The following is a 26,064-nucleotide window of genomic DNA, read 5'->3' on the forward strand; positions in this document are numbered from 1 at the left end:
GTGTGGGATCGAGGGTCCCTTGCAGGTCCTCGAGTAGATGAAAAACGGTCAGCCGGTCAGGATGGTCTTCGGCGAGAAACTGCAACTCACGGTGGAACAGTACCGATGACGAGCAGGAGTTCGCGTAAAGAGCACCAACTTCGAGGTTCCAGATGCAAGATGGGACTTCGTGATCGAGATCAGCGGCGCGATTCCGGAACCTTGGGCGAACATTGCCAGATCGATGTGTGGGTCTACCGGAAAGAATCCGTCGCACAGAGCAACCTCGAGAACATCTCCTGCAGCGATTGAGTGCAGGTTCGCTGCGGTGGCGTAGGCCTCGGGAACGACGAACTGGATGAACCGATCACACTCGGGCGAACTGGACAGGAAGAAGGTTCGTTCGCTGCGTGCGTCGGAGTTCGAGTGCAGCACGGAGACCGCCTGCCCAGACCGGTAGGCAAACTTCTCTGCGTGCTCGGCGGGCGCGCAGACAAGATCGATCACGCGCACCCTGTTCGCCTCGTCGACGACCCGGCTCACCGAGAGTTTCACCGATTGGCCCTTCACCGGAACCGAGGTCCTGTGTCTCCGTCCCACCGCAGGACTGAGATCTGATAGGACTGGGTGCCGGCGTCCACATCGAGCATGCCGTGCCCGACAATCTGAGTGCGATTGAGCCAGTTGTATTTCGGGTTCGTCTCGCCCGCCTCTATCCGTCCGGTCATGATCACCGGGGACTTACCCAGATGGTGTGTCGGTAGATCGGTGCGTGCGCCATAACTGAGATAGAAGGATGAGTCGTCGTCCGTCTTGAACATGATGCGAATGTTCGGTTCGGCGACGTGATCGCCCTGAAGATACTCTCCGTTGGCCCACACCGAACGCGCGGTGAACAGCGGGGACTCCCAGACGACCTGCTTGAAGCTCGAGCAGGATCGGACCGCAATGGGTCCATTCTCGACCCGCCAAGATTGGTCGATGTGAACTACGAGGGTCCCCAGCGATTCCAATCGCAGTGACATCACAACTCCTCGATCTGATCTGTTGATTCCGACCGTCCCGTCACCGGCCGCGAATCACGGTGACATCGGCGGATGATCACACCGTCGACAGCGGCAGGGTGGGTCCGGTCGTCGACGCCGGCATGGCGTCGCGAACCGGGCAACTCGTTCCGTTCGGGTCGAGTGAGCCGACCATGCACCGGTTGCAGTGAATACATGTGCTCGAGTGGGTGCTGCCCGCCTGCATGTTGTTGATCAGGTTGGGGTCGCGGAGCAACGTTCGGCCCATTGCGACGAGTTCGAATCCCTCGCTGAGTGCGGTGTCGATATTCGCCAGCGACGTCACACCGCCGAGGAGGATGATCGGGATGTTCAGTGCTTCCCGGAACTGACGGGCGAGTGGCATCAGGAACAGGTCCTCGTACGGATACTCCTTGAACATCTGCTTTCCGACGAATTTGATCCCGATCTTCTTGATGCCCGTCATGAGGCTCGAGATCTGGGCCAGCGGCACGTCGCCACGGAAGAGGTACATGCTGTTGAGCAGTGAGCTGCCTGCGGTGAGTTCCAGTGCGTCGACCGAACCGTCCTCTTCGAGCATCTTCGCGAACGGGATGCTGTCGTTGAGCCACAGACCCTTCGGGACGCCGTCGGTCATGTTGAGCTTCGCGATCACGGCAATCGAGTCACCTGCGGCGGCGCGCACCCGGCGCAACACCTCGCGGGGGAACCGCGCCCGGTTCTCGATATCGCCGCCGTACTTGTCCTTCCGCTTGTTCAGGTTGGGGCTGAGGAAGGAACTGAGCAGGTAGTTGTGTCCGATGTGAACCTCGACGCAGTCGAACCCCGCCTCTACCGCTACACGGGTCGCGCGCTCGTAGTCCTCGATGACGGTCTGCAAGTCCTGCTCCGTTGCACCGCGCATGTATGCCTGCGCGACCAGGCTGAGCTGGGAACTCGGGGCAACGCTCGGAACGCCGTTCGACTGCGGGCTGGCGACCAGGCCGGCATGTCCGATCTGGGCGCTGACCTTCGCGCCCTCTGCGTGAACCGCCTCGGTGAGCCTTTGCAAGCCGGGTAACGTGGCCTCGTCGAGGATGAGGCAGTCCTTGTGGATTCGTCCACCGGGCGAGACGGCGCAGTAGGCGACGGTAGTCATCGCTACCCCGCCTGCCGCCATCTCGCGATGGAATTCGATCAGGCGGTCGGTTACCACGCCGTCCGGTGCGGCTCCCTCGAAGGTTGCTGCCTTGATGATCCGGTTCTTCAGAGTGATGGGTCCAAGCTTGAACTGATCCCAAACATCCATGAAACACTCGTCTTTCAGTCTCTGGCCCGTCGAGGTGGCCGGTCCGGACGGTAGAAGGGATTGCGCTAGCCAGTCCTCGGCCGATCGCAAATTCTCGGGGTACCAGCGGCGAGGGGGCTGTCGCGCGTGGTACGTCCCATCAGGATTCCAGCATCTGCGCACACCGGGCGAGAAAGATTCCCGTTGGGTGGAAGTGGTCCCGAAGCGTTGGATGGGAGGGGTGAACTCTTCGCCAGCGAATATGAATGTTGTTGTAATGAAGCATGTTCAGTTGAATACGCCAGCCGATGTGGTGGGCTCGAGGTGGTGTGGTGATGCCTGGTTGTCCGCCTGGGCTCAGCCCCGAGCGTCGGCGGTGGAAGGAAGCGCCTGCAGCGAACTGTTGACTCGGCGGGTATCGGCGGACCGGGGGCCGTGATTGAGATTGCGCCAGACCGCTCCCGCCGTCATTCTGACGGGACCGGCGGACTGGTGATCGAATTTCATTCGCGGGCTCGGTCCGCAGATGGAGATCGCGGCCACCGGCTCACCCGGAGGGCCGATCGGTGCGGCCAGGCAACTGAATCCACGCAGCACCTGTCCGCTCTCCACCGCAATACCGTTCTCTCTGACCGCGGCAAGGCTCTCGGTCCGACATTCGGGACCGGTGTCGGTATTCACATACGCGAGCAGTGCCCTGCCGAGGGCCGAGCGACTCGCGGGGAATCGACTACCTGCTCGCGTCGGCACCGTGGTTCCGAGGATGCCGCCGACCTTCTCGATATAGACCACGTCGCATCCGTCGAGGATGCCGAGGTGAACGACCATGCCGGTGATGCGGTGCAGTTCGTGCATGAGGGGCAGCGCGACACGATGAAGGGTGTCCTGTTCGCGCGCCAGGGATCCGAGCTCTATGAATCGGCGTCCGAGTTGGTAGTTGCGGTCGGTGCGTCGCAGCCACTGGAGCATCACGAGCCGGTTGAGCATCCGGTGGATCGACGAGCGTGGTAGGCCGGTGCGGTCGACGATCTCGGACAGGGTCAGCGACGACTCGTCATCGAAGGCGCTGAGCAACAGTGCCACCCGATCGAGCACGCTGGAAGGGGTGTCGTCGGTCGCGATCAAGGTGTCGACAGTCATGGACATTCTCCCGAATCCGTGAAGCACCGCCGCGGCTATTCCAGAATGGAATAGCCGTTCAAGTGGTTGTTCCAGGCTGGAAGTGTGCCACACTACGCCACCGTTGTGAAGTGAGACACAGGAGAATGCCTATTCGACCCCGACGTGCCGGGAATGCCCGCGCTGTCGTCGTCTCTTGAGCGGGGTCAGCTAGGAAGCGACCGCCCCAGAACCTCGGCCATGATCCTCTTGTGGCGGGGGGACGTGGGTTGCGGAATTCCCCGTTCGTCGATCTCGGTGATGTGCTCCGCCTCCGCGATGGCGTCGTCGAGGTCGGCCAGCATCTCTCGTGCGAGGTCCAGTTCGGCCCGGTATCGTTTGGCGGTCCACCGAATCGCGAGGTGGGCGAACACCCACGCCGGCTCGCCGTCGGTTCCGATGGCATTCTGCTCGGCGACCGCGAGTTGTTCCTCGATGTCCCGAATGTGGCCGAGCCAGATCTCACGCAGCCGGGCAGGATCGGCGAGCGCACCGGCCCAGATGCGCAGCATGCTTCCGTGGCGCAGCATGTACGGCTCGACATCCTCGCTGTTCACCCAGCGTCGAACCTCCTCGACGCCGGCGAGCGTGAGGCAGTACTCACGTCGTCCACGAACTCCGGCCTCGCTGACGTCCTCGGACTTCACGAGCCCGTACTGCTCGAGCTTCTTCAACTCGGTGTAGACCTGGCTGGTGGATGGGCTCCAGTAGAATTTTCCGACGCCCAACTCGGCCAGCTTCTTGAAGTCGTTACCGGTGAGGTGGTCACTGAGGGTGAGCAGTGCGAGAACAGCATGGCTCGATGGAGCCAGCCTGTCGGCCGCGCGCGGACTATCCATCGGTCGACATTAACATCACGTGTTGCGTCCATTTCATGACTGGGTTAACCTCTGCGGCCCGGTTCACCCGAACGTGGACGCGCAAGTCTGGCGCGGCGGGTCCGGATGGGAGTTGCTCGGAACTCCCATCCGAACCACCGCTGGTGTTGATTGTCGTTGTGTCAGATCATGATCGGACGCAGGTTCGGGGGTTCGGGGAAGTCCAGCTGAGCCAGGGTGGCTGCGTGGAGCACCGCACCGGGGACGTGGATCGCATGGGACAGGCCTGCATGGGCGTCGCGCCAGAACCGCTGCAGCGGGGACGACAGTTGGAGCGAGTTGCCGCCGGCGCGGCCGAAGATCTCGTCCACGGCGCCAACCGCCCGCCACGCCGCCGTAACCTGGGTGCGACGGCCTGCCGCTCGCTGCTCGTAGGTCGCGGTTCGGCCGTTGACCGCCATGTCCCAGAACCTGTCGACGTTGTCGAGCATCACCACTCGCGCTGCAGCGATCTCCGCGGCTGCGTCACCGATGTTGGACAGGACGTACGGATCGTCCTTGATGGCGGTTCCCGAGACCGAGACGCGTTCGCGCTGACTGTTGACGAAGCAGGCGAGCGCGCCCTCCGCCATTCCGATGAGCGAAGACGTGATTCCGAGGGGGAAAATCGAGGAGAATGCCATCCGGTACATCGGCGAGTCGAGCCCCTTTTCCTTCCATGCGGTGCCTTCCATCACGTCGGTCGGATCGAGCGTGCGGTACTCGGGGACAAAGGCATCCTTCACGACGAAGTCCTTCGAGCCGGTGCCGCGCAGCCCGACGACGTTCCAGCTGTCGTGAAGCGTGGTGTAGTCGCTCTTGGGGACGAGTACGTGCAGAGCCTTCATAGGTGTGAGCGGCTTGCCGTCGGTGTCACCGACCATCGCGCCGATCATGACCCAGTCGCTGTGATCGTTGCCGGTGGAAAACGACCACCGCCCGTTGAGGATGTATCCGTCGTCGGTGGGGACCGCGACACCCATGAGGGCGTAGGGCGACGCCATCCAGGTGTCGGGGTTCTCGCCCAGTACCTCTCGCTGGGCCTGCTCGTCGAAGAAGGCGAGTTCCCATGGGTGGACGCCGACGATGCCGCTCACCCAGCCGGTTGAACCGTCGATTGCGCCGATCGCCATAACGGTCTCTGCGAACTCGCGTGGCGTCGATTCGAGGCCGCCGAAGGCGGCCGGTGCGAGCATGCGGATGACGCCCGAGTCTCGGAGTCGCTTCGCGGACGCGTCGCTCAGCCGAGTGAGCTTCTCACCCTCTGTGGCCTGCTCTCGGATCTCGTCCGCGAACTGCAGGATGTTGTCCAACACTTTCGACATCTTGTTCAACCTTCTCTTGTTTCGATGAAACCGTGTGGAATGCGGAGAGGGATCGCCGCAGTCGACATCACCTATGTGCCGGGAGCGCAACGTAGCCTCGGGTCGCGCTCCATCAACTCAGTCGAATTGTCGACCGCGGCTGAGGAACTCGATGACGCTTGACTGCCATGCATCTCGCGCCTCGAGCATCGTCCAGTGGCCGCAGCGAGGGAAAACGTGGACCTCGCAGTTCGGGATGTCCGCCATCGGAAGCAGCGCCATCTCGACGGGGCTCACGCGGTCGTCCCGACCCCACGTGGCCAGCACCGGCGAGGAGATTCGTCCCAGTTGTGTCCAGTACGGGGGAGTCGTGGAGCTCTTGTTTGCCTCCATCATCGCCGCGAGCGCCGCGCTGCTGTACATTCTGCGGGCGATCTCGAGGGTCTCCGCGCCAGTCGCCAGCGACCAACGCTCCTCGATCAGCTCGTCGGTGATCGTCGCAGGATCGGACACCATAGAATGAAGCCACCGGACCAGTGATTCACGGGTCGGGTTGTCCGTGAACTCGGCCAGCAACTTGATTCCTTCGCTAGGGAAGGAGCCCAAGATGTTGCGACCGATGCCACCGATGGTGACGATCCGATCCAGCCGGGACGGTTCGTTGATCGCGATGTTGAGAGCGACAGCCCCACCGAGCGAGTTTCCGATCACGTCGGCCTTGTCGATGCCGAGACCGTCCATCAAATGCCCGACCGCGGACTGGGCCATCGTCATCGGGTGTCCGGGGCCTGGATCGCTGACGCCGAATCCGGGGAATTCGAGGATGAGGCATCGGAATCGCTCGGCCAGTTCGCCGACCACGTCCCGGTAGTTCAGCCAGCCGGTCACTCCAGGGCCGGACCCGTGCAGCAGGATCAGCGGAGTGCCCTCACCTATGTCCCGGTACCGCAGGATGCCCTGCTCAGTGGGCAGCTCGAGAAGCGCATCCTGGTGAATTGTGGTGTCAGTCATGTCCATAACGCTTCCAGCTCCGCGGCGCTTGGACGAATGTTCCTCCCGATGGATGGAAGTCATCCGCACACTTGTGTCACCGGGCAGGGACGCGGTGGATCACGGACGGAGGTGCCGGCTCTGATCTCCCCACTGATCGACGATGATGACACGAGTGTCGAACCACCACGTCTCGCCGAGCCGCCGGAAGCTGTCCCGGTAGCGTCCGGCGGCGATGATCGTAATCGAGTGATCGGGCGCGGATTGTGTCACGAGGAAGTACGACGTTGCCTGCGCGGAGCCGCCTCGATCATCCACGGTAACGCGGACGTTGGAAGTCATGTGCTTTGTGCCGGGCGTACCGTCTTCGTAGAGGATCACGTTCGAGTACATCTGCCTAACCTCGTCGGCGCCGTTGAACACGGTTTCGGGTGGGCCGTTCTCGACACCGCACACGCGACCATGGGTGAACAGCGCGGCCACGCCGTCGAGGTCGCCGGCGTCGATGCGGTCGGCATACTCGTAGACGAGATCTTCGATCATCCGCTGTGAATCGGTCATTCCTGTCGTTCCCTTCTTCTCGGCGGCCGACTTCGCTGCCATCGGTGCGCCGAGATAATGCTTGAGCATGCCCGGCTTCGGGATGCACTGCTATCGATCGCTGTGGACCCGGACGATTCCGGGGCCCAGACCCGGGGCCAGTCCATCCCACGGCACTTCGCGTCCGTTCCACCGTCCACGAAGAGGACCGAACCGACGGTGTAGGAGGATTCTGGGCCGAGCAGGTAGGTGATCGCCGAGGTGACTTCTTCGGGACGCCCGGCCCGTCCGGCTGGCACGGCAGCCAGGTAGCTTTCCGCGGCGTCCCCGGCCGTGGGGTCGTCTTTGTTCGTTCGGCTCATCGGGGTGTCGATGACGCCCGGTGCCACGGCGTTGAGTCGGATGCCTGAGCGATGTACTCGGCGGCCCTGGGTCTGCGTGTAGTACGCGATGGCTGCCTTCGTTGCGGGATTGGCAAGCCCACCGGCCTCCCCTCCGATCACGTCGGCGAGGGTACCGGCCGCTTCCTCGTTGCCGTCCAGGCATGCCTCGGTCAGTTCCATCGACCATTCCGGCAGGCTGCGTCGGCTCGCCCCTCGGTCGTGCCCAGGTCGACCGTCACGTCGGCGTCGCGGAGATCGATTCCGACGACGCGATGCCCGCACGTTCGAGTGCTGTCGCGGTGGCGGCACCGATACCGGAAGCGCTGCCGGTGACCACGTATGTACTCATCGAATCTCCTGGGGGAAGCGGATGCGCCCAGTCGGCGGAGCGAGTGCCCGGCCCGACGGTCGCGACGACAATGGGCGAACGTACATCCACGCACGAGAACACGAGCGTGGATCATGCGCAATCGGAATGTCCGCGTGGTGGAAACAGTGGATCGGTGTCCACGGCCGTTGCGTTCCGTGGTCCCCGGTCTGCCGGAAGTTCATCCGCCGGGCATCGACATGCACTGCATGCCAGTCGATTTCGAAATGTGGTCGGTATTCGTGGAGAAATGCCGCTCAGTGGGAAATGCGCGTTGCGTGACCCACGTAACACTCGTAAGGTCCGTCACACCCGGATTTCGAACCGGGAGTCTCTCGATGCCAGTGCATCGTCTGCGGCAGTCAGTCGAGGGCCGGTTGGAGTTCCTTCCCGTGGGGTTGTTCTGGATCCGGTCGGTCCGTAATCGCGCACGATCCCCGCGGCGTCGTCGTCACTCCTGTCGCGAATCGGAAAGGACACTTGGTGAAAGTCGGAGAAATCAGCATCGAGCAGGTACTGGACAAGACCCTGAGGTTGCATCCCGACAAGGTCTTTCCCGCACCTTTCGACCGGATGGAGTCGCACCGGGAGTTCCTCGATGCTGATGGGCTCCTACAACTCGACTTCGGAGCCTTCCTTGTTCGGTCGGAGGACCGGAACATCCTCGTCGATCTCGGGTACGGCGACGGGCAACTCCTGGAGAACCTGGTGGCCGGCGGACTCGGGCCCGATCGGATCACCGATGTCGTTTTCACCCACCTTCACCACGATCACATCGGGTGGGCCGCCCACGGAGACATCGTGACTTTCGAGAACGCCACCTACCACTGTGACACCCGGGACTGGGACTACTTCGTCGGGCCGGAAGCCGCGTTCACCGGTCACGGGGAGTGGGATCGAAGTCCTCAGCAGATCAAGGATGCGATGACGACGATCGAAGGTCGCGTCGAACTCTGGGACAGCGACACCACGATCGCACCGGGGGTGAGTATCCGCCGGACGCCCGGGCACACGCCGGGGAGTTCCATTGTGGTGCTGTCCTCCGGCGCGGACCGTGCGCTCCTGCTCGGTGACACCTGCCATTGCCCGGCAGAGCTGCTCGAGGACGACTGGGCGGCTCTCGTCGATGTCGACCCGGAGATGGCGCAGTCGGTCCGAGACGCACTTGCCCGTGAACTCGAGGGAACGGATGCAATGGTCACCGCCGCACATTTCCCGGGAATGCAGTTCGGGCGTGTGGTTGCGGGGCAGGGGCGTCGTGACTGGGTGTTCGATCTCGGGACGTAAGTCGTTTCATATCAACGGAATAACTGCATGATCGCTGGATCGACTCCAGCCCGAACATCGTTCCCGGAAGGGTTTTCAATGAACAAGAAGTCGTGGCGGAACTGTGCCCGGTGGACCGCAATCGCCGCCGTCGGTGCGGCGACACTCGCCGGATGTGCGTCGACGGACGAATCGAGCCTCGGCGGATCGTCCGCCGGTGGCGGTGACTTCGCGGTCGGATTCATCGGAGAACAGACGTCGGGCACCCCGGCCGACGGTGGCGTCGTGAGCTTCGGCTCCTTCGGATTCCCGGCCGTACTCGATCCGGCGCAGTCAACCATGTCCGGTTCGACAGGAGGGTCGGAACTGACCGCGATCTACGACACGCTGGTCCGCTTCGATCCGGAACAGCACGAGTTCGTTCCGCAGTTGGCCGAGGGCGTCGAATCCTCCGAAGGCGGTCAGGTCTGGACCGTGACGCTGCGCGAGGGAACCACCTTCAGTGACGGCACGGTGCTGGATTCCGCCGCGGTCACCTGGAGCTTCGACCGGTTTGTCGCAGCCGGGCGGAGTGAGGCTCAAACCTGGTCGAACATCGTCGATCGAGTCGAGACACCCGACCCGCGAACTGTGGTCATCCACCTTGCTCGGCCGTGGAACGACTTTCCGTCGTTGTTGTCGAGCGTTGCCGGAGCGATCGTCGCGCCGAGCTCAGCTGCGAACGGTGGATTCACGCCGACCGGCGCCGGACCCTTCACCGTGACCAGGTTCGCGCCGAACGAGGTCCTCGAGCTCGCTCCGCGTGCCGACTATGTCGGTGGCAAGCCGCACCTGGACGGGCTGCGATTTGTTCCCTCGCCCGATCCGACCGCGCTCGTCGAATCCGTGCAGAGCGGTCAGCTCAACGCCGGCTACCTGTACAACAGTGCGGAAGCGATGGACACCGCGATCGACGCGGGGATGGAAGGTTACCGCGACGTGCAGGGCACCGGTGTCATCGGAATCATCAACGCCCAGGAAGGCACCCCGGGTAGCGATGTTCGGGTTCGCCGTGCGATCGCACTCGCGATCGACCCCGAGGCGCTGAACCAGCGCGTCAGTCAGGGGAAGAATCCAGTCAGCACGGCGCTCTTCCCCGAGGGATCCAAGTGGCACAACCCGGATGTGCCTGGTATCGCCTACGACCCGGACGAGGCACGCAGCCTGCTCGACGAGGCCAAAGCGGACGGCTACGACGGCAAGTTGAACTACGTGTCGGTCAACCTGGAGGCCACCCAGAACATCGCACTCGGCGTGCAGGCGATGCTGAACGCCGTCGGATTCGACGTCGCCATCAGCAAGGAGCCGACGCCCACGGCGTTCACCACCAAGATCTATGTGGACAAAGACTTCGACATGGCCCGATCGGGAGCGCCCCTGTACGACGCGGCTCCGTACGTGCGGCTGTACTCCGCGCTCGGTAGTGATTCGAAATTGAACGCCTCCGGCTACGCGGACGAGAAGATGGACGAGCTGCTGGTGCAGCTTCAGTCGGCGCCGGACGAGGCGGCCGAGCAGGCCGCGATCGACGCGATCCAGCAGCGTGCGAACGAGACGGCGCCGTTCTCGATCTGGGGTCCGACCCTTGTGTTCGCCGCATGGCAGCCGGACGTCCACGGCGTCAAGGTGTCGACGGACAACGTCATGCTGTTCGACGACGCCTGGATCAGCAAGTAGCCGAGGACTATTCGACCTGAAGGTGTGACATGAACCCCTGCACCGTAGATCGACCCACGGGCGCGACAAATCGGAAAGTCCGAAAGGAGGCGGTGGCGCGATGCCTCGGACAGTGCTGAACAAGCTGACAGAACTGATCCTCGTGCTCCTCGTCGTCAGCCTCGGGACATTTGCTCTGGTGTCGTTCATCCCCGGTGATCCGGCGGTGGCCGTACTCGGCGAAGGGCGGACAGCCGAGGAGTATGCCCAGGCCCGTGCGGACATGGGGCTCGACGACCCCTTCCTGACCAGGTACTGGGCGTGGCTGTCCGACGCGTTGCGGGGGGACCTCGGACAGTCGATGGTCCCACCGCAAGGATCGGTCTCCACGAGCATCGCCGCGGCGTTGCCCGTCAGCCTGCAACTGGCGACCATGGGATTGGTGATCGCTCTCGTCGTCGCGGTCCCGCTCGCCATGTATTCCGCGCGACACGAGGGGGGATGGATCGATCGTACGATCAGCGCCGCGACCTTCGGCGTGTTGTCGATCCCCAGCTTCCTGTCGGGTCTGCTGCTCATCATGGTGATGGTGAACTACCTCGGGTGGTTCCCGCGGTCGCAGTGGGGGCGCCTCTCGGATGGGCTCGGCCAGAACCTCTATCACGCGATCCTGCCGGCGATAACCATCAGCCTGCTGGAGATAGCGATGTTCATCCGCATCCTGCGTAGCGACCTCGTGACGACGCTGAAGGAGAACTTCATCCTCGTCTCGAAGGCCAAGGGCATGTCCAACACCCGTCTGCTCCTCGGTGACGCGCTGCGGCCGTCCTCGTTCTCGCTCATCACGATGCTCGGCATCGTGATCGGCTCGATGATCGGCAGCACCGTCATCGTCGAGACCCTGTTCTCGCTACCGGGCATGGGATCGCTCATCGTCCGCGCGGCCCAGCAGGCGGATATGCCGACGGTCCAGGGCGCGGTGCTGGTGATCGCCGTCATCTATGTGGTGGTCAACGCCGTCATCGACCTCTCCTACCGATATCTCGACCCGAGGAGCCGACGTGCCCACGTCTGAGACGACAACCGCCGACCCCGAGATGCAGGTCGCTGTGGGTCCGATAGCCGCCGAATTGGATTCTCTGCCGGAGGCCGAACCCGCGGATCGGAACAGCCCTTCCCGCCTGTATCGAGTGGGTGCGGCCCTGGCTGTCTCCGGGCTGGTCCTTGTTGCTGGCGGCGGGGCGGCTGCTGCGCTGGTGATGCCCATCCGGATCGTGTCGGTTCTCGTTGGGTTGGGCGTGCTGTATGCGGGTATTCGGCGCGTGGGTCTGGCGCGTGTCGGCCCCACGTTCGACTTGACGTTCGTGCTGTCCTGCGTCTGGCTTGCGGTACTCGTGGCGGCGGCGGCATTCGCGCCCTTGCTGCCGTTCGCCGAACACGAGGACACCACCAAGACGCTCGGCGCGAAGAGTTACGCGCCGCCGAATCTGTTGTCCGAACACCCTCTGGGCACCAACAACTTTGGCCTCGACATGCTGGCCCGATCCGTCTACGGCGCGAGATCGTCGCTGATAGTGGCGGTCGCCGCCGTTCTGATCGGGATGCTCGTCGGAGGCACGATCGGGATCCTCGCGGGCTACTTCGGTGGCGTGATCGATCGAATCATCGGAATCCTGACGAACTCGTTGTTGGCGGTGCCCGCGCTGATTCTGTTGATCGCGCTGGCGTCGGTGCTCGAAACAAACCTGCTGAACATCTCCATCGCGCTGGCAGTGCTCGCGATTCCCAGCATGGTGCGGATCGCCAGAGCAAACACGATCGTCTTCTCTCAACGTGAATTCGTCTTGGCTGCAAGGGCTATGGGTGCGACCCGGTGGCGGGTAATGGTGCGGGAGATTGCGCCGAACGTGGTGCTTCCGCTGGCCTCACTGGCTATGGTTCTGATCTCGGTGATGATCGTTGCCGAGGCCTCGCTGAGTTTCCTGGGACTGGGTATTCAGCCACCGTCTCCGACCTGGGGCAACATGATCTCCGAGGGGCAGGGAACCGTGTTCAAGCAGCATCCGCACATCGTGCTGGTGCCCGGGCTGTTCCTCTTCCTGACGGTGTTCGCTTTCAACATCATCGGTGAGAAGGCCCAGAAGCGCACCGGCTCCAGCCGGGAGGTGAAACTGTGAGCAACACCGAAATGCTCTTGACCGTGGACGACGTGCGAGTCGCGTTCACCACCAAACGAGGTCGGCTCCGGGCCGTGGACGGTGTGTCCCTGACGCTTGCCGCCGGCGAGACGCTGGGCCTGGTCGGGGAATCAGGATCCGGTAAATCCGTTCTGGGACAGACGATCATGGGATTGGTATCCGGTGACCGCACCACCACCGTTACCGGGTCCGTGAACTTGATGGGTCGCGACATGCAAGCGCTGAGCCGTAAGGAGCAGCAACAGTTCTGGGGCAAGGACGTCGCCATGGTGTTCCAGGACCCGATGTCCGCCCTCAACCCGTTCAAACGCATCGGAACGCACATCACCGAGTCGCTCCGGGTGCACCTCGGCCTGGACAAGGCCCAGGCGCGGGAACGAGCGATCGAACTGCTGCGCAAGGTCCGGATCCCCGAGCCGACGCGCCGCATCGACCAGTACCCGCACGAACTTTCCGGCGGAATGCGGCAGCGCGTCGTCATCGCCATGGCGCTGGCGTGCGATCCCAAGCTGATCATCGCCGACGAGCCGACCACTGCGCTCGATGTCACGGTGCAGAAACAGATCCTCGAGCTGCTCGAATCCTTGCGTGACGAAGCCGGAATGGCCGGTATCCTGGTCAGCCACGACCTCGGAGTCGTCGCCGGGCAGACCGACCGTGTCGCCGTGATGTACGCGGGCCGGATCGTCGAGACCGCGCCGACTCGGCAGCTGTTCGCCCGGCCTCAGCACCCCTATACCCGGGCACTGCTCGCGGCGGTCCCGCGCCTGGAACAGGAGCCGCACACACCGCTCGAATCCATCGACGGTGGGCTGCCCGACATGACGAAACCTCCGAAGGGGTGCGCGTTCGCGCCCCGATGCACGTACGCCCAGCAGAAGTGCCGTGAGAGCGTCCCGCTCCCGACGGTGACACCGGACACGGCCGGAACCCGGCACCTGCACCACGTTGCCTGTCACTTCCCGCTGGACGGCGAGACCGTCGCCGACCTCGGAATACCTGTGGCGGCACGCTCGCACGACTTGAAGGCGGAGGTCATCTGATGGCGGGAAGCGGAATCGCGCACCTGCGGCACAGCGACAACCCGGTGTTGGCGGTCGAGGGCATGACCGTGGAGTACCCCGCCGGGCACAACCAGACCGTTCATGCCGTGTCCGACATCAGTTTCGACCTACTTCGAGGTGAGACGCTCGGCATCGTCGGCGAGTCCGGTTGCGGTAAGTCCACTGCCGGCCGCGCAATCTTGCAACTCCCTGCACCGAAATCCGGGAGTGTGCAGATCGACGGAGTCGAACTGACGACGTTGACACCGGCCGCGCTGCGTAGGATGCGGTCCCGGATGCAGATGATCATGCAGGACCCGATCTCGTCGCTCAATCCGCGCCGAAAGGTCAAACACCTGGTGACGGAGGGCGCCCGAATGTGGGGCTACCGGGACCGGGCGCGACTCGAGGAGCGTGGCCGGGAACTGTTGAGCGCCGTCGGCCTTGACCCGGACATGGTGTGGGAGAGAGTGCCCGGAGAACTGTCCGGTGGGCAGTGCCAGCGCATCTGCATCGCGCGGGCGATGATGCTCGAGCCAAAGGTGCTGATCTGTGACGAGCCGGTCTCGAGCCTCGACGTGTCGGTCCAGGCTCAGATCCTGAATCTGCTCGAGCGAACGAAGGTCGACTTCGACCTGACTCTGATCTTCATCGCCCACAACATGGCCGTGGTCAAGAACATCAGCGACCGGGTGATGGTGATGTACCTGGGCAAGGTTTGCGAGGTTGCGCCGAGTCGCGATATGGAACACCAGGCCGTACATCCGTACACCCGCTTGTTGCTGTCGTCGATTCCGGACCCGGACATTCTCCGTGGAGAAGCCTCCCAGACACCGCAGATCGAGGGAGACCTTCCCTCGCCGCTCGATCCGCCGTCCGGATGCCGCTTCCGGACTCGATGCCCGTTGGCAACCGAACGGTGCTCCACCGAAGAACCCTTGCTGCGCGGTGTCGGCGAAGGCCACTACGTCGCATGCCACAACGTCTGATCCGGTGAACGGGTGCGGCCGTGAAGTCCCACGATCGGGCGGCGACCACCCCCGCCCGGAGACCGAAGAACGTGCCCCGTCCGGCTCGTACGCCATCACGATGGTGTACGAGCCGGTTTCATTCCCGATGATCGACGGGACGCAACCCGACGAAAGACGTTCTCCGTGTGGGTCTTCGAGAGAGGCACCGGTTTGTCTCGGCGACAACGGCGTGGGCGGCCACCGGCGCCGAGACGGGCGCCCGTAGGACGTGGCCGATCGATCCCCGAAAAGTTCCGAGCGCATGTTTCGTCAAGGAGGAGTGCAATGACCGATCCCGCTGTTCGGCCCATCCCGGAATCGTCGATCAAGAGTTGGGACTACGAGTCCGATGTTGTCGTGGCCGGCTATGGAGTTGCCGGAGCTTCGGCCGCAATCGAAGCGGCTCGGTCAGGTGCCGAGGTTCTCGTTCTGGAGAGGTCGGGCGACTGGGGCGGAGCGGCTTCGATGTCGGGCGGATTGATCTACCTAGGGGGAGGCACGCCGCTGCAGAAGGCGTGTGGATTCGACGACACAGTCGACAGCATGAAGGCCTTCATGAAGGCCGCCTTCGGCCCTGCCGCGGACGAGGTAAAGGTCGACGCGCTGCGAAGGCAGTGTTGATCACTACAATTGGCTTGTTGGTGCGGGGGTCCCCTTCAAGGCGGAGTTCTGGTCCGAGCCGGGATATGAACCAGTGAACGATGCTGGGCTGATGTACACGGGCGGCGAGAACTCCGCACCTTTCAACGAGTTGATCAAACCCGCGCCGCGAGGCCACGTTCCACAGATGTCGAACAAGAAGTCCGGCGCGAAGGGTGGCGGCTATATGCTGATGAAGCCGCTTGTGGACGCTGCAGTAGGTCTTGGTGTGCAGGCGGAATACAACGTTCGCGTCCAGTCGCTCGTCGTCGACCAATCCGCCCGCGTAGTCGGAATCGTCGCCAAACGCTATGGAAAGACCTTGGCCGTTCGCGCACGCCGTGGTGTGGTGCTGGCGATGGGAGGATTCGCATACAACGAATCGATGCTCCGCGACCATTCGCCGTCACTGGTTGGACGTCCAGGGGCCGCAATCGAGGCTCATGACGGGACGGCGATCCGGATGGGGCAGTCGTTGGGCGCTGCGACGAGTCACATGGATGCGGCAGTAGTCGCAATCAACACGGACCCGCAGATGTTATACCGCGGGATCATCGTAAATGGGCGTGGTCAGCGATTCATAGCCGAGGACACCTATGTCGGACGGGTCGCCCAAGAAGTGCTCTTTCATCAGAACGATGACGCATTCCTGATCATCGACGAACGAGCATACGAAGAGGCTTTGCGAACACGATCGACCACTGCACTCCTACGCGAAAACCCGACTTGGGTGAGCGATTCGTTCAACGAACTCGAAGCCGAGATGGGTCTTCCTGCAGGTGCTTTGACATCCACAGTCGACCTTTACAACGGATACGCCAGAGATGGTGCAGACCCACTGTTCGGAAAGAAGCAGGAGTGGGTCAAGCCCATTGAAGCGCCGGCCGCAGTATTCGATCTTCGAAAGGAGACGATTGGATTCCCGCTGGGCGGCCTGAAGACGAATGTAAATGCCGAGGTTCTCCACATCTCGGGAGAACCGATATCGGGTCTTTATGCCGCAGGGCGATGCACGTCCGGAGTGTGTGCCGGGGGCTACGCGAGCGGTGCCAGCCTTGGCGACAGCAGCTTCTTCGGCAGGCGGGCCGGGCTTGGGGCCGCACGCGCCATCGGTGCGGATCAGGACCTTGGGCCGACCCGGTAGCTGCACCACGCCCCTGGACTTGACCCGATTCAGATGGCCGAGCCGGACGAATCGGCATTCTCGCTCGAAGGTGGTCCAGAAAGGCCACCTACGATGAAATCGATGAGCGGCGACGCCAGGTCATGCGAGTCACGGCCCAGCAGGAGTGAGGTCGGCCGACCGTCGCCGAGCGGGCGGCCGAGGACCTCCAGCGCGAGTGTCGTGGCCATGGCGACCCGCACAGCCGCAGTCGGAGCATCGATGCCGGGCATGGCACGCTGGTACAGCTGTTGGTAGCGGGTACTCAGTTGTCGGCGATCCCGTAACGACGGAAGGTCGAGATCGGCAAGGGTGACCCGCGCAAGCAGGGTGACGTAGTACTGGCCGGTGCGCCCCTCTTCGGAGACGAGTTCGGCCAGGGGCCGCACGAAGGCCTCTACAACTGCCCGGACCGATGGCGATCGCCCCGCGGCGTCGAGCGCCTCCACGTACGGACGGCGCCGGTCTGCGAGTTCCTTGAGCCTTCGATCAACCAGTGCATCGAGCAACCCCAGCTTGGAACCGAAGTAGTAGTTGACTGCCCCTACGTTGGCACCGGCAGCCCCCGTGATGTCCCGGATCGACACGGCATCGATGCCCGACTCGGCAAAGAGTCGCTCTGCAACCTCCAGCAGGGCCACACGAGGCGAGTTCGCCTTGGGGGAGCCGCTGTCGTTCTCCGGCGCGGTAATCCGCATGGTCCGCATGGTACCGCTTCGTTGCGGATGCTCGAACTCACCTCTTGTGTGGGCATTGGTACGACGCTATGTTTGTTTCAAACACAGTTTGAAACAGCGTTTGAATCCCTGGCGCTGTCACAGCGTACGAGCTCGAGAGAAGGGCGGAAGTTCATGACCGAGGTAGTGGCCCCCAGTAGTGCGAACGCGTTGAAGGTCATCCCGCAGACGGCTGCGTGCGGGGCCGTGATCGAGGGCGTCAGCCTGCGAGAGGCGTGGTCGCCGGCGCAGCTCGAACAGCTGAAGAATCTGCTCGCCCGCTACGGCGTGCTGTTCTTCCGGGGGCAACACCTGTCCGACGACGAACATTTGCGGGTAGCCGAGCAATTCGGTCGCCCGTCGGTCCATCCGGTGGCTGCGTACTTCTCCGAGGGTGCGGTGATTCAGCAGCTGGAGGACAACGAGCACAGCGCACCCAAGAACAATGAGTGGCACACCGATGCAACGTATCTCCCGGAACCACCCCACTATGCAGTGCTGCGCGCACTGGAATCGCCCGAGTGTGGGGGTGACACCATGTGGGCTCACATGGGCGTTGCCTACACATGGCTGTCCGACCACACGCGCCGATTGCTCGAAGGTCTTACCGCCCACCATGATCCGAAGATGCGCGCCAACCTGGTCCCACGAGGTTTCGATCCGATCAGGACACTGGAACTCGAGCAGGCGTTTCCGGGAGTGTCTCATCCTGTCGTGCGCACCCATCCGGTCACCGGCCAGCAAGTGCTGTATGTGAACCGTGCATTCACCACGCACATCGAAGGGCTCTCGCAGCACGAGAGTCAGGCATTGCTGACGCTGCTTTTCGAGCATCTCGCAGACCCGCGATTCAGTTGCCGCTATCGATGGCAGGAAGGTGATGTTGCCATTTGGGACGAATTCGCGACACAGCACTATGCGGTCGACGATCACTTTCCCGCCCGACGCGTGATGCGGCGCATCACCGTGGGTGGGACATCGGCGTGATGACCTGAAAGGTCATCACGCCTGACGAAAATCTGCCGGAGATGACGAGAGGCCAGCAGTGGCCGCCCGCGCTTCGCCGCGGCCACTGCCGGCCACCTCGACCATGCGGGCGCTTCCGTGAATCGTGCCGGGGCTTCGGAGTCGCTCTCATTCTCCCCGCTGCGCTCCCAAGAGCGAAGAGTCAAGGCGTTCTTCGGATTCTGGGGAATCCTCGTCGTTCCTTTCCTCGCAGCCGACGAACGCCCGGGATTCGCCGCCGTCCCGACCTCGCCACTCCGCGTAGCGCTTCCGCTGATCGGGAAACCAGCTTCCCGAAGCCACAGCCGGCACCTACGGTGACCGCCGTCACAGTAGATTTCGGTTCCGACGACAGGAGTTTCCGTTGAGTGCACGCGTGCCCATCACCCCGATCGATGCCGCCGAAATCGACACCTACGACCACGAGACCGATGTCCTGGTCGTGGGTTACGGATGCGCCGGAGCGGCTGCCGCATTGGAGGCGCACGCTGTCGGAGCGGATGTGATTCTGCTGGAGGGCCGGAGTGGTGGTGGCGGCTCGTCGGCGCTGTCCGGCGGCGAGATCTATCTCGGCGGCGGCACGGAGATCCAGCAGGCGTGCGGATTCTCCGACACCGTCGAGGACATGGAGAAGTACCTGCTCGCCGCTCTCGGTCCCGATGCCGACCAGGAGAAGATCGCCCTCTACAGTCGCGAGAGCGTCGCCCACTACGAGTGGCTCGTCGGCCACGGCGTGCCGTTCAAGCCGTCGCTGTGGGACTCGCCCACCTGGGTGCCGCCGACCGACGACGGACTGATGTGGATGGGTGAGAACTCGTACCCGTTCAACGAGATCGCCGTGCCGGCGCCGCGCGGGCACCGCGTGACCTCCGACGGATTCGGCGGCAAGGTCCTCATGTCTGCGCTCAGCGACGCAGTCGCCGAGACCGAAGTCGCCGTCCACACCGACACCACCGCCCTCCGTCTGGTGATCGACAGTGCGAACGGCACCGTCGTCGGCGTGGTCGCGCGGCACTTCGACCGAACCGTGATGTACCGCGCGCGGCGCGGGGTCGTTCTCACCACCGGTGGGTTCGCCGACAACAAGGAGATGCTCGCGCAGCACGCTCCTCACCTCGTCGGCCTGGGCGTCACCAGCGACGGTGGCGACGACGGCCGTGGCATCGTGATGGCGCAGGCGGCGGGCGCCGCGGTGAAGAACATGGGCGCCGGCAATGTCGGCCTGGCGGTGGTACCCGCAATGATGGTCCGCGGAATGATCGTCAACGGCGTCGGGCAACGGTTCGTCAACGAGGACATCTACCCGGGCCTGGTCGGGCAGGCTGCACTGTTCAAGCAGGGCTTGCAGGTCTGGGTGATCCTGGACGAGCAAGCCTACGAGGAAGTCCCGGTCGACGAACGATGGGGAGTGCAGCCGCATTTTGTGGCCGAAACACTGGAGGAGCTCGAAAGGGAGATCGGAATGCCCGACGGTGCGTTGCAGACGACCGTCGGTGAATACAACAGGTTCGCCGCGGAAGGTGCAGACCCCTACTTCCACAAGTCGGCGCGCTGGCTGCGTCCCCTGGAGTCACCGTTCGCCGCGATCGATGTTCGCCGCGGCATGGCGGCACCCGAATACGGTGAAGCCGGTGGTGGCGGCGCCGAGATCTTCACGCTCGGCGGCCTCCGTACCACCGTCGACGGTCATGTCCTCGATCTCGAGGGTGAACCTGTCGCGGGACTCTTCGCCGCCGGCCGTGCCACGTCAGGTCTGCATGCGCGGGGGAACATCAGTGGTACCTCACTCGGGGACGGCATGTTCTTCGGCAGGCGGGCAGGAGCGGCCGCTGCGGGCCATGCGTACTGAATCTCAGGCGCGAACTGTGACACCCGTTCGGCGCCGGCCGAGCGCTGTCTACTCGGTCGGCGAAGAACCCGACGTCCGGTTCTCGTTGGCGAACGAGCGCACCGCCCTGGCCTGGGTCCGGACCGCGCTTGCGCTGGTTGCCGGCGGAGTCACGCTGACCACCGTGGCCGATGCTTCCGGGGCTTCCGTCATCATTCACCTTGTCGCGATCTTCGCCTGTTGCACAGGCGGGATCCTCGCCCTCGTCGCCCTCCTGTCGTGGCGGCGCAACGAGTGCGCACTGAGGCTCAATCAGCCTCTGCCGTCACCGCTGCCGCTGCTCTGGCTGGTCGGCGGTATCGTCCCCCTGTCGGTCGGGTTGGCTGCATTCGCGGCCCTATCTGTGATTCATCCGGGATGACGGCCGTCCCCGGACTGCAGCCGGAGCGCACCGCGCTGGTGTGGCACCGCACCGGCCTGGCGGTGCTGGTTGCCTGCGTCATGACGGGATTCGGTGCCGTGAGACTGCACGCACCGATCCTGGCCGCCTGCGCGGTCGTCGTCTGCACTGGCGTCGGAGTCCTCGCTGTCCGCCGCTTCCCGACCGGATCGGCGCGGGGACCCGAAGCCGAACGTGCTCACGACCGCGGCGACGGCTGGCCAACCCTGATCGGGATAGTCGGACTGGTCCTAACGCTCGCGCTGCTCGGTGTGGCCGTTTCGATCGCCGCAATTGCGCACGGTTAGAACAGCTTGATTGTGGGGAAAGAACGCTCGACGACGTTGCGGCCCTTGTGCTTGTCGGCGTCGAACCGGACCGGACGACCACGAATGCCGCAGCGGAGCCGGTTCTGCCTCTGGTCGTCAGGTTCGGCGACAACCCGCGATTTGCCATGATCGCAACAAGGGCCGGTTTGGATTTCGACGAGTAGGGCCTTACCGCCAAGCCGGAGAGACCCGGGTGCGATGCCGACTGTCCCCTTCGCTCAACATTCGGGGCACTCCGGTTCAGATTGACACCCGCGGGACCGCTTCCACTCAACGGGAGAATTCCGCGACCAGCCTCCATGCGGCGGATACCGTTGCGGCTGTGCGCGTCCGCCTCCCGCGCCTACCTATGGCGCCCTACCCCTGACGTGGACTGATCCTCCACCGCGGCGCACCGCTGGAGGCGAATCACGGAGCGTCGCCATCACGCCAACGAATCCGATCAAGGAGTTCGAATGTCGAACATCGAAGTTCAGCAGACCCTGCCTGACGAGGTCGACGTCATCGTCGTCGGATCCGGTGCGGCGGCACTCGCCGGCGCCTACACCGCTGCCGCCAAGGGGATGCAGGTCCTGGTCTTGGAGAAGATGCCACTGGTCGGCGGCATCACCTCGTATTCCGGTGGCGCTGTGTGGCTTCCCGGTAACGCCGCACTCGCCCGGGACGGCGTCGTCGACAACGTCGAGGACGGCCTGACGTACTTCCGCGCGACCGTTGGCGGCCGCACGCCCTCGGACCTGCAGGAGGCGTACGTCCGCACTGGCCCCGAACTACTCGACTTCCTCGAGTCAAACCCGGTGATCCGGTTCGAATCGCATCCATTCCCCGACTACTTCGAGGCACCGGGTCGTGCCCGCCCGACCGGACGCACTATTCGTCCGGTGCCGCTGGCCTGCGCCGAGCTGGGGTTGCGACTCGACCTGATTCGCGGCCAGACGCCCGAGGACTCGTTCGGCGTCCACGACGACCGCACGCTGTTCGACGGCGGGCACGCGCTCATCGGCCGGCTCGTCCTCGCGCTCGACTCGACGGGCAACGCGGACATCAGGGTCTCCTCACCGATGACGTCGCTGGTGGTGACGGACGGCGCCGTCACCGGTGTACGGGTCGGTGACGATGGTCACGAGGTCCGCGCCCGCGCCGGAGTCCTCCTCGCGGCGGGTGGTTTCGAGTGCGATGCCGAGCGTCGCCGGGAGTTCCAGGGTCTCCCGGGCGCGGAATGGGCCTCGTCCCCGGCTGGCTCCAACACCGGTGACGCACTGACGGTTCTCGAATCGGTCGGGGCGTCGATCGATCTGCTCGACGAATCCTGGTGGTGCCCGTCGATCCTGTTCCCGAACGGTCGTGCGGCGTTCGCCGTTATCATCAGCGGCGGCATCTTCGTCGGCCCTGATGGAAAGCGCTTCACCAACGAGTCGCTGCCCTACGACCGGCTCGGACACGAGATTCGCGATCACCTCCGCGAGCACGGCTCCGAGGCGGAACTCTGGTGGGTGTTCGACTCGAACACGCCGAACATCCCTGGATACTGCGCAGCACCCGTGGACGAGGACGAGTTCCGTTCCGCCGGAATCTGGCGCAGCGGGGCGACGGTCCGAGAACTGGCCGAGGCACTGGACGTGGACGCCGCTGCGCTGTCCGAGACAATCGAGCGGTACAACGAGTTCGCCCGCACCGGTGTCGATCCCGACTTTCATCGGGGTGAGGACGACTACGACCGCTTCTTCGCTCTCGGTACCGGCCCGAACCCGGCCCTCGTACCGGTCTCGGAAGGGGAATTCCGCGCCGTGCGCATCGTGCTCGGCGACATCGGAACCAAGGGCGGCGCCAGAATCGACACCTCGGCACGAGTGCTCGATCGGGATGGTGCACCGATTCCCGGGCTTTATGCTGCCGGTGGTTCCTCGGCGTCGGTGGCCGGACACGTCTATCCCGGACCCGGGGTCCCGATCGGATCCGGCATGGTGTTCGGCTACCGCGCGGCCCGCGCGATGCAGGAGGCACTCCAGACCGTGCAGACGACACGGTAGCTGTTCGAGTCACGGAGATTCGTGACTCGACCGGGCGAGGGCAAGGGAATCGCTCTTTTCCCAACCAGCGAAAACTTTGCTGTCAATGGACCGGTGTCCCGGTCTTGACTGGGCGAATGCAGCGCACCAACAAAGGAGTAGAAGTGGCCGAGAATCCATCTGTGACCGAACCGGATGCCGAAGTGCGGACGATCGAGGCCAGTGCGAACCCCACGCGATTCGCGCGCGGCTGGCACTGTATCGGGCTGGTTCGGGAGTACAACGACGGAAAGCCGCACCAGGTCAAGGCATTCGGTACGAGCCTAGTGGTGTTCGCCGACTCGAAGGGCGACATCCAGGTCCTCGACGCCTACTGCCGGCACATGGGCGGAAACCTCGCCAACGGGACCGTGATCGGTGACCGGGTTGCCTGCCCGTTTCATGCCTGGGAATGGGACGGATCCGGCAAGTGCCGGAACATTCCGTACGCGCGTCGGGTTCCGCCGCTGGCCAGGACCCGGAAGTGGCATGCGATGCAACTCCACGGCCACGTCTTCGTGTGGAACGACCCCGAGGGAAACTCTCCGATCGAGGAACAGATGATTCCCGAGGCGACGGAGTACTCATCGGGCCGTTACAGCGACTGGACGTGGGATCGGGTCGTCATCCAGAATTCGCACAGTCGGGAGATCGTCGACAACGTCGTCGACATGGCCCACTTCTACTACGTGCATTTCGCGATGCCTGAGTACTTCATGAACGTCTTCGACGAACACACGGCGACCCAGTTCTCGATCGCGCCGGTCCGCAAGGACGTGTCGGAGGGCATCATGGACGCGATGGGCCCGAAGCAGATTTCGGAGGCCACCTACTTCGGTCCCTCGTACATGCTGAACTGGTACCGCAACCTCGACGGCGGAACCGAGGAGGCGGAGGTGGAGTCGCTTCTCGTGACATGCCACTACCCGATCGACAGCAACTCGTTCGTGCTGCAGTGGGGTGTCGTGGTCAAGCGAAACGAGGACATGTCGCGCGAGGATGCGGATCGGGCAGCGAAGGCTCGCGCCGATGCGATCGGTGCCGGCTTCATGCAGGACGTTGTGATCTGGAAGGACAAGTCCAAGATCGACAATCCGCTCCTGTGCAGTGAGGACGGCCCCGTGTACCAGCTGCGCCGTTGGTACGAGCAGTTCTACGTGGACGTCGCCGACATCACCGAGGACATGACCAACCGATTCGAGTTCGAGATCGACACGTCCCGGGCCACCGAGGTGTGGACCGAGGAGGTCGAGAGGAACGTCGAGAACGGCATCTTCCTGGTGGATTCTCAGTAGACCTGGTGTCCCGGCTCGCCCGACGGGTGAGCCCGGGACACCAGGGAGTCCTGTGGCCGCTGGCCGGCTGCGGGACAGGTTGGCAGCTCTCGGACGTGGAGAGCCACTGAAACGGTCGGTCCACGGCCCAGGGCCCATGGACCGACCGCTGTCGGAAAGGCGTGGCAGTCAGGCGGTGGTTGTCATCGCGCCGACATTCTGTCGTCTCGCTGCCATGTCCGACAGCACAGTCTCGAGTGCGGAGTCCCGTGGCAGCGTAAGTGGGATGTACAGCACCTTCCTTTCGCGCTCGGTCGGGGGAAGCGCGGTGTGGAACAGGCACGAGGCGTGAATCGTCATGTCCCCGGTCTCGGTGGTGAGATACCGCGGCTCGAGTCCGCCTCCGGCTGCGTGGTATCGGATGATGGGCATGAGTGCTCGATGTGATCCGGGAACGACGCCGAGTTGTGCGGAGCCCGGCCCTGCGCCGGTGACCTGGATTCCTATCGTGAGGGATCGGCACAGGAAGGAGTGCATGCCCCCATCGCAGTCTCGGTGCCACGGTATGTCGCTGGTTCCGCTGACGACCCCGATCGGCTTCTGCAGTGCTTCGACATCGTACGGATGGAGGTATCCGTCGTCGGTGATCTTCGTTGCGCGTCGGAAGGCGGCACTGCCGAGCAGACGTTGTGTAGCAGCACTCTTCTCGGCAAAGTTCAGGATCCGCGCCGGTCGCCGTGAGCCGTCTTCCACAGTCACCCACCACGAGCCGTCCGTCGGTGTGCACCGGACAAGCTCACGGTCCATGTCCTCGGCGATCTCGCGCATCAGGTCGACATCGAGCCATCCCGACAGGTGTAGATAGCCGGCCTCGGCCAGGAAGTGCGCCATGTCGCTGACCTCGGCTTCGGGGGCGAACGAGCGATCGAGGTCTAGCGGCGCGCCCTGTGGATCGCGCAGGACGACGGAGCCCGGTGTGAACATTGGGATTCCGTCGATGAGCGCCCGGAGGATGACTTCCCAACAGTGCGCGCTCCCGCGAGTCCCTCTGTCGAGTCCGACTCTTCCTAGATTGAACAGCATATCCACCGTCGTCAGGTCGTTCAGGAAGTCGCTGAAGTCCCCGTCAGTGAGGCGGATCGACGTGGCCCCCTCCTCGTGTGCGGTGACGTGGACTCCGGACGAGTCACACACGATCGTCCAGGATCCCGACTCCGTCGAGATTGTCAGTGGCCCAGGGCTGTACAGTTCTGCAGCTCGGGAGACAAGATGCGAGCGATGCGACAGCAATCGAGGCAGCTCGTCCTGGAAGAAGGTCGCGGCCGCGCGTGGCCGGATGTCGGATGCGGTGCGGGTTCTCACGTCCAGATTGCTCAACTTGGGACTCCTCGTTCGTGTTGTATCCCGGACTCGGGACCGCGGACATCTGCTTAGTGGCGGTGAGTCGACCGTAGGTAGGTCGGTCCGCCTGCGCTCGACAGAATTCCGCCCAGCGGGAACACACGCGAGCCTGAACGTCGGCAACTTCCATTCAGTGGGAAG

At 63.8% G+C, this 26,064-nt stretch carries 23 protein-coding genes and 1 pseudogene; 13 read left to right on the forward strand and 11 right to left on the reverse strand.

What is annotated here, in order from left to right; translation table 11 throughout:
* Positions 1 to 48 precede the first annotated feature (48 nt).
* The 9 genes from ACWDUM_RS23370 to ACWDUM_RS23410 all read right to left on the reverse strand — a co-directional run bounded on the left by ACWDUM_RS23370 (position 49) and on the right by ACWDUM_RS23410 (position 7,683).
* Entirely contained in the window at positions 49 to 534 is a 486-nt protein-coding gene (locus ACWDUM_RS23370) for a hypothetical protein (protein WP_450135820.1), read from the reverse strand.
* Positions 535 to 545: 11 nt separating this feature from the next.
* Positions 546 to 1,004 carry a DUF3237 family protein gene (locus ACWDUM_RS23375; RefSeq protein WP_450136026.1) on the reverse strand — a complete coding sequence of 153 codons (459 nt, stop codon included), beginning with the start codon at positions 1,002 to 1,004 and terminating at the stop codon, positions 546 to 548.
* Positions 1,005 to 1,080: 76 nt separating this feature from the next.
* Entirely contained in the window at positions 1,081 to 2,292 is a 1,212-nt protein-coding gene (locus tag ACWDUM_RS23380; protein ID WP_450136027.1) for an NADH:flavin oxidoreductase, read from the reverse strand.
* Between the two features lie 336 nt (positions 2,293 to 2,628).
* Positions 2,629 to 3,396, reverse strand: coding sequence for an IclR family transcriptional regulator (locus ACWDUM_RS23385; RefSeq protein ID WP_450135821.1), 768 nt, complete (start codon positions 3,394 to 3,396; stop codon positions 2,629 to 2,631).
* A 200-nt stretch (positions 3,397 to 3,596) separates the two neighbouring features.
* Positions 3,597 to 4,268: a PadR family transcriptional regulator gene (locus tag ACWDUM_RS23390; RefSeq protein ID WP_450135822.1), complete on the reverse strand. Its 672-nt coding sequence runs from the start codon at positions 4,266 to 4,268 to the stop codon at positions 3,597 to 3,599.
* A gap of 161 nt (positions 4,269 to 4,429) precedes the next feature.
* Positions 4,430 to 5,611 (reverse strand): acyl-CoA dehydrogenase family protein, encoded by a 1,182-nt coding sequence (locus ACWDUM_RS23395; RefSeq protein WP_450135823.1) that lies wholly within the window; start codon positions 5,609 to 5,611, stop codon positions 4,430 to 4,432.
* Positions 5,612 to 5,728: 117 nt separating this feature from the next.
* Entirely contained in the window at positions 5,729 to 6,601 is an 873-nt protein-coding gene (locus tag ACWDUM_RS23400) for an alpha/beta fold hydrolase (protein ID WP_450135824.1), read from the reverse strand.
* Positions 6,602 to 6,700: 99 nt separating this feature from the next.
* Positions 6,701 to 7,141, reverse strand: coding sequence for a nuclear transport factor 2 family protein (locus tag ACWDUM_RS23405; RefSeq protein WP_450135825.1), 441 nt, complete (start codon positions 7,139 to 7,141; stop codon positions 6,701 to 6,703).
* Positions 7,138 to 7,683, reverse strand: coding sequence for an SDR family NAD(P)-dependent oxidoreductase (locus ACWDUM_RS23410; RefSeq protein ID WP_450135826.1), 546 nt, complete (start codon positions 7,681 to 7,683; stop codon positions 7,138 to 7,140). The genes ACWDUM_RS23405 and ACWDUM_RS23410 overlap by 4 nt, the downstream gene beginning before the upstream one ends.
* Before the next feature lie 670 nt (positions 7,684 to 8,353).
* Here ACWDUM_RS23410 and ACWDUM_RS23415 point away from each other — a divergent pair.
* The 7 genes and pseudogenes from ACWDUM_RS23415 (at position 8,354) to ACWDUM_RS23445 (ending at position 16,865) form a co-directional block, all read left to right on the forward strand.
* Positions 8,354 to 9,157: an MBL fold metallo-hydrolase gene (locus ACWDUM_RS23415; RefSeq protein ID WP_450135827.1), complete on the forward strand. Its 804-nt coding sequence runs from the start codon at positions 8,354 to 8,356 to the stop codon at positions 9,155 to 9,157.
* A 78-nt stretch (positions 9,158 to 9,235) separates the two neighbouring features.
* Entirely contained in the window at positions 9,236 to 10,852 is a 1,617-nt protein-coding gene (locus ACWDUM_RS23420; protein ID WP_450135828.1) for an ABC transporter substrate-binding protein, read from the forward strand.
* 100 nt (positions 10,853 to 10,952) lie between these two features.
* Positions 10,953 to 11,906: an ABC transporter permease gene (locus ACWDUM_RS23425; RefSeq protein WP_450135829.1), complete on the forward strand. Its 954-nt coding sequence runs from the start codon at positions 10,953 to 10,955 to the stop codon at positions 11,904 to 11,906.
* Positions 11,893 to 13,008: an ABC transporter permease gene (locus ACWDUM_RS23430; RefSeq protein WP_450135830.1), complete on the forward strand. Its 1,116-nt coding sequence runs from the start codon at positions 11,893 to 11,895 to the stop codon at positions 13,006 to 13,008. Before ACWDUM_RS23425 ends, ACWDUM_RS23430 begins: the two co-directional genes overlap by 14 nt.
* Positions 13,009 to 13,019: 11 nt before the next feature.
* Positions 13,020 to 14,072, forward strand: coding sequence for an ABC transporter ATP-binding protein (locus tag ACWDUM_RS23435; RefSeq protein ID WP_450136028.1), 1,053 nt, complete (start codon positions 13,020 to 13,022; stop codon positions 14,070 to 14,072).
* The gene (locus ACWDUM_RS23440) at positions 14,072 to 15,061 is read left to right on the forward strand and encodes an ABC transporter ATP-binding protein (RefSeq protein WP_450135831.1); all 990 of its coding nucleotides are present in this window, start codon (positions 14,072 to 14,074) and stop codon (positions 15,059 to 15,061) included. Before ACWDUM_RS23435 ends, ACWDUM_RS23440 begins: the two co-directional genes overlap by 1 nt.
* A gap of 306 nt (positions 15,062 to 15,367) precedes the next feature.
* Positions 15,368 to 16,865 (forward strand): annotated as a pseudogene (locus ACWDUM_RS23445) (FAD-dependent oxidoreductase).
* Between the two features lie 29 nt (positions 16,866 to 16,894).
* Here the strand turns inward: ACWDUM_RS23445 and ACWDUM_RS23450 are convergent.
* Positions 16,895 to 17,581 carry a TetR/AcrR family transcriptional regulator gene (locus ACWDUM_RS23450; RefSeq protein WP_450135832.1) on the reverse strand — a complete coding sequence of 229 codons (687 nt, stop codon included), beginning with the start codon at positions 17,579 to 17,581 and terminating at the stop codon, positions 16,895 to 16,897.
* Between the two features lie 153 nt (positions 17,582 to 17,734).
* Between ACWDUM_RS23450 and ACWDUM_RS23455 the strand changes: the two genes are divergently transcribed.
* The 6 genes from ACWDUM_RS23455 to ACWDUM_RS23480 all read left to right on the forward strand — a co-directional run bounded on the left by ACWDUM_RS23455 (position 17,735) and on the right by ACWDUM_RS23480 (position 24,543).
* Positions 17,735 to 18,586: a TauD/TfdA dioxygenase family protein gene (locus tag ACWDUM_RS23455; protein WP_450135833.1), complete on the forward strand. Its 852-nt coding sequence runs from the start codon at positions 17,735 to 17,737 to the stop codon at positions 18,584 to 18,586.
* 382 nt (positions 18,587 to 18,968) lie between these two features.
* On the forward strand, positions 18,969 to 20,453 hold the full coding sequence (locus ACWDUM_RS23460) for an FAD-dependent oxidoreductase (protein ID WP_450135834.1): 1,485 nt from the start codon (positions 18,969 to 18,971) through the stop codon (positions 20,451 to 20,453).
* Between the two features lie 85 nt (positions 20,454 to 20,538).
* Positions 20,539 to 20,853: a YidH family protein gene (locus ACWDUM_RS23465; protein ID WP_450135835.1), complete on the forward strand. Its 315-nt coding sequence runs from the start codon at positions 20,539 to 20,541 to the stop codon at positions 20,851 to 20,853.
* Positions 20,850 to 21,179, forward strand: a complete 330-nt coding sequence (locus ACWDUM_RS23470) for a DUF202 domain-containing protein (protein ID WP_450135836.1) — start codon at positions 20,850 to 20,852, stop codon at positions 21,177 to 21,179. The genes ACWDUM_RS23465 and ACWDUM_RS23470 overlap by 4 nt, the downstream gene beginning before the upstream one ends.
* A 476-nt stretch (positions 21,180 to 21,655) precedes the next feature.
* On the forward strand, positions 21,656 to 23,230 hold the full coding sequence (locus ACWDUM_RS23475) for an FAD-dependent oxidoreductase (RefSeq protein WP_450135837.1): 1,575 nt from the start codon (positions 21,656 to 21,658) through the stop codon (positions 23,228 to 23,230).
* Between the two features lie 161 nt (positions 23,231 to 23,391).
* On the forward strand, positions 23,392 to 24,543 hold the full coding sequence (locus tag ACWDUM_RS23480) for a Rieske 2Fe-2S domain-containing protein (RefSeq protein ID WP_450135838.1): 1,152 nt from the start codon (positions 23,392 to 23,394) through the stop codon (positions 24,541 to 24,543).
* A 168-nt stretch (positions 24,544 to 24,711) separates the two neighbouring features.
* Here the strand turns inward: ACWDUM_RS23480 and ACWDUM_RS23485 are convergent, their stop codons facing one another.
* Positions 24,712 to 25,899, reverse strand: coding sequence for a hypothetical protein (locus ACWDUM_RS23485; protein WP_450135839.1), 1,188 nt, complete (start codon positions 25,897 to 25,899; stop codon positions 24,712 to 24,714).
* Positions 25,900 to 26,064: the final 165 nt, after the last annotated feature.

The sequence above is a fragment of the Rhodococcus sp. NPDC003322 genome, from assembly GCF_053589555.1.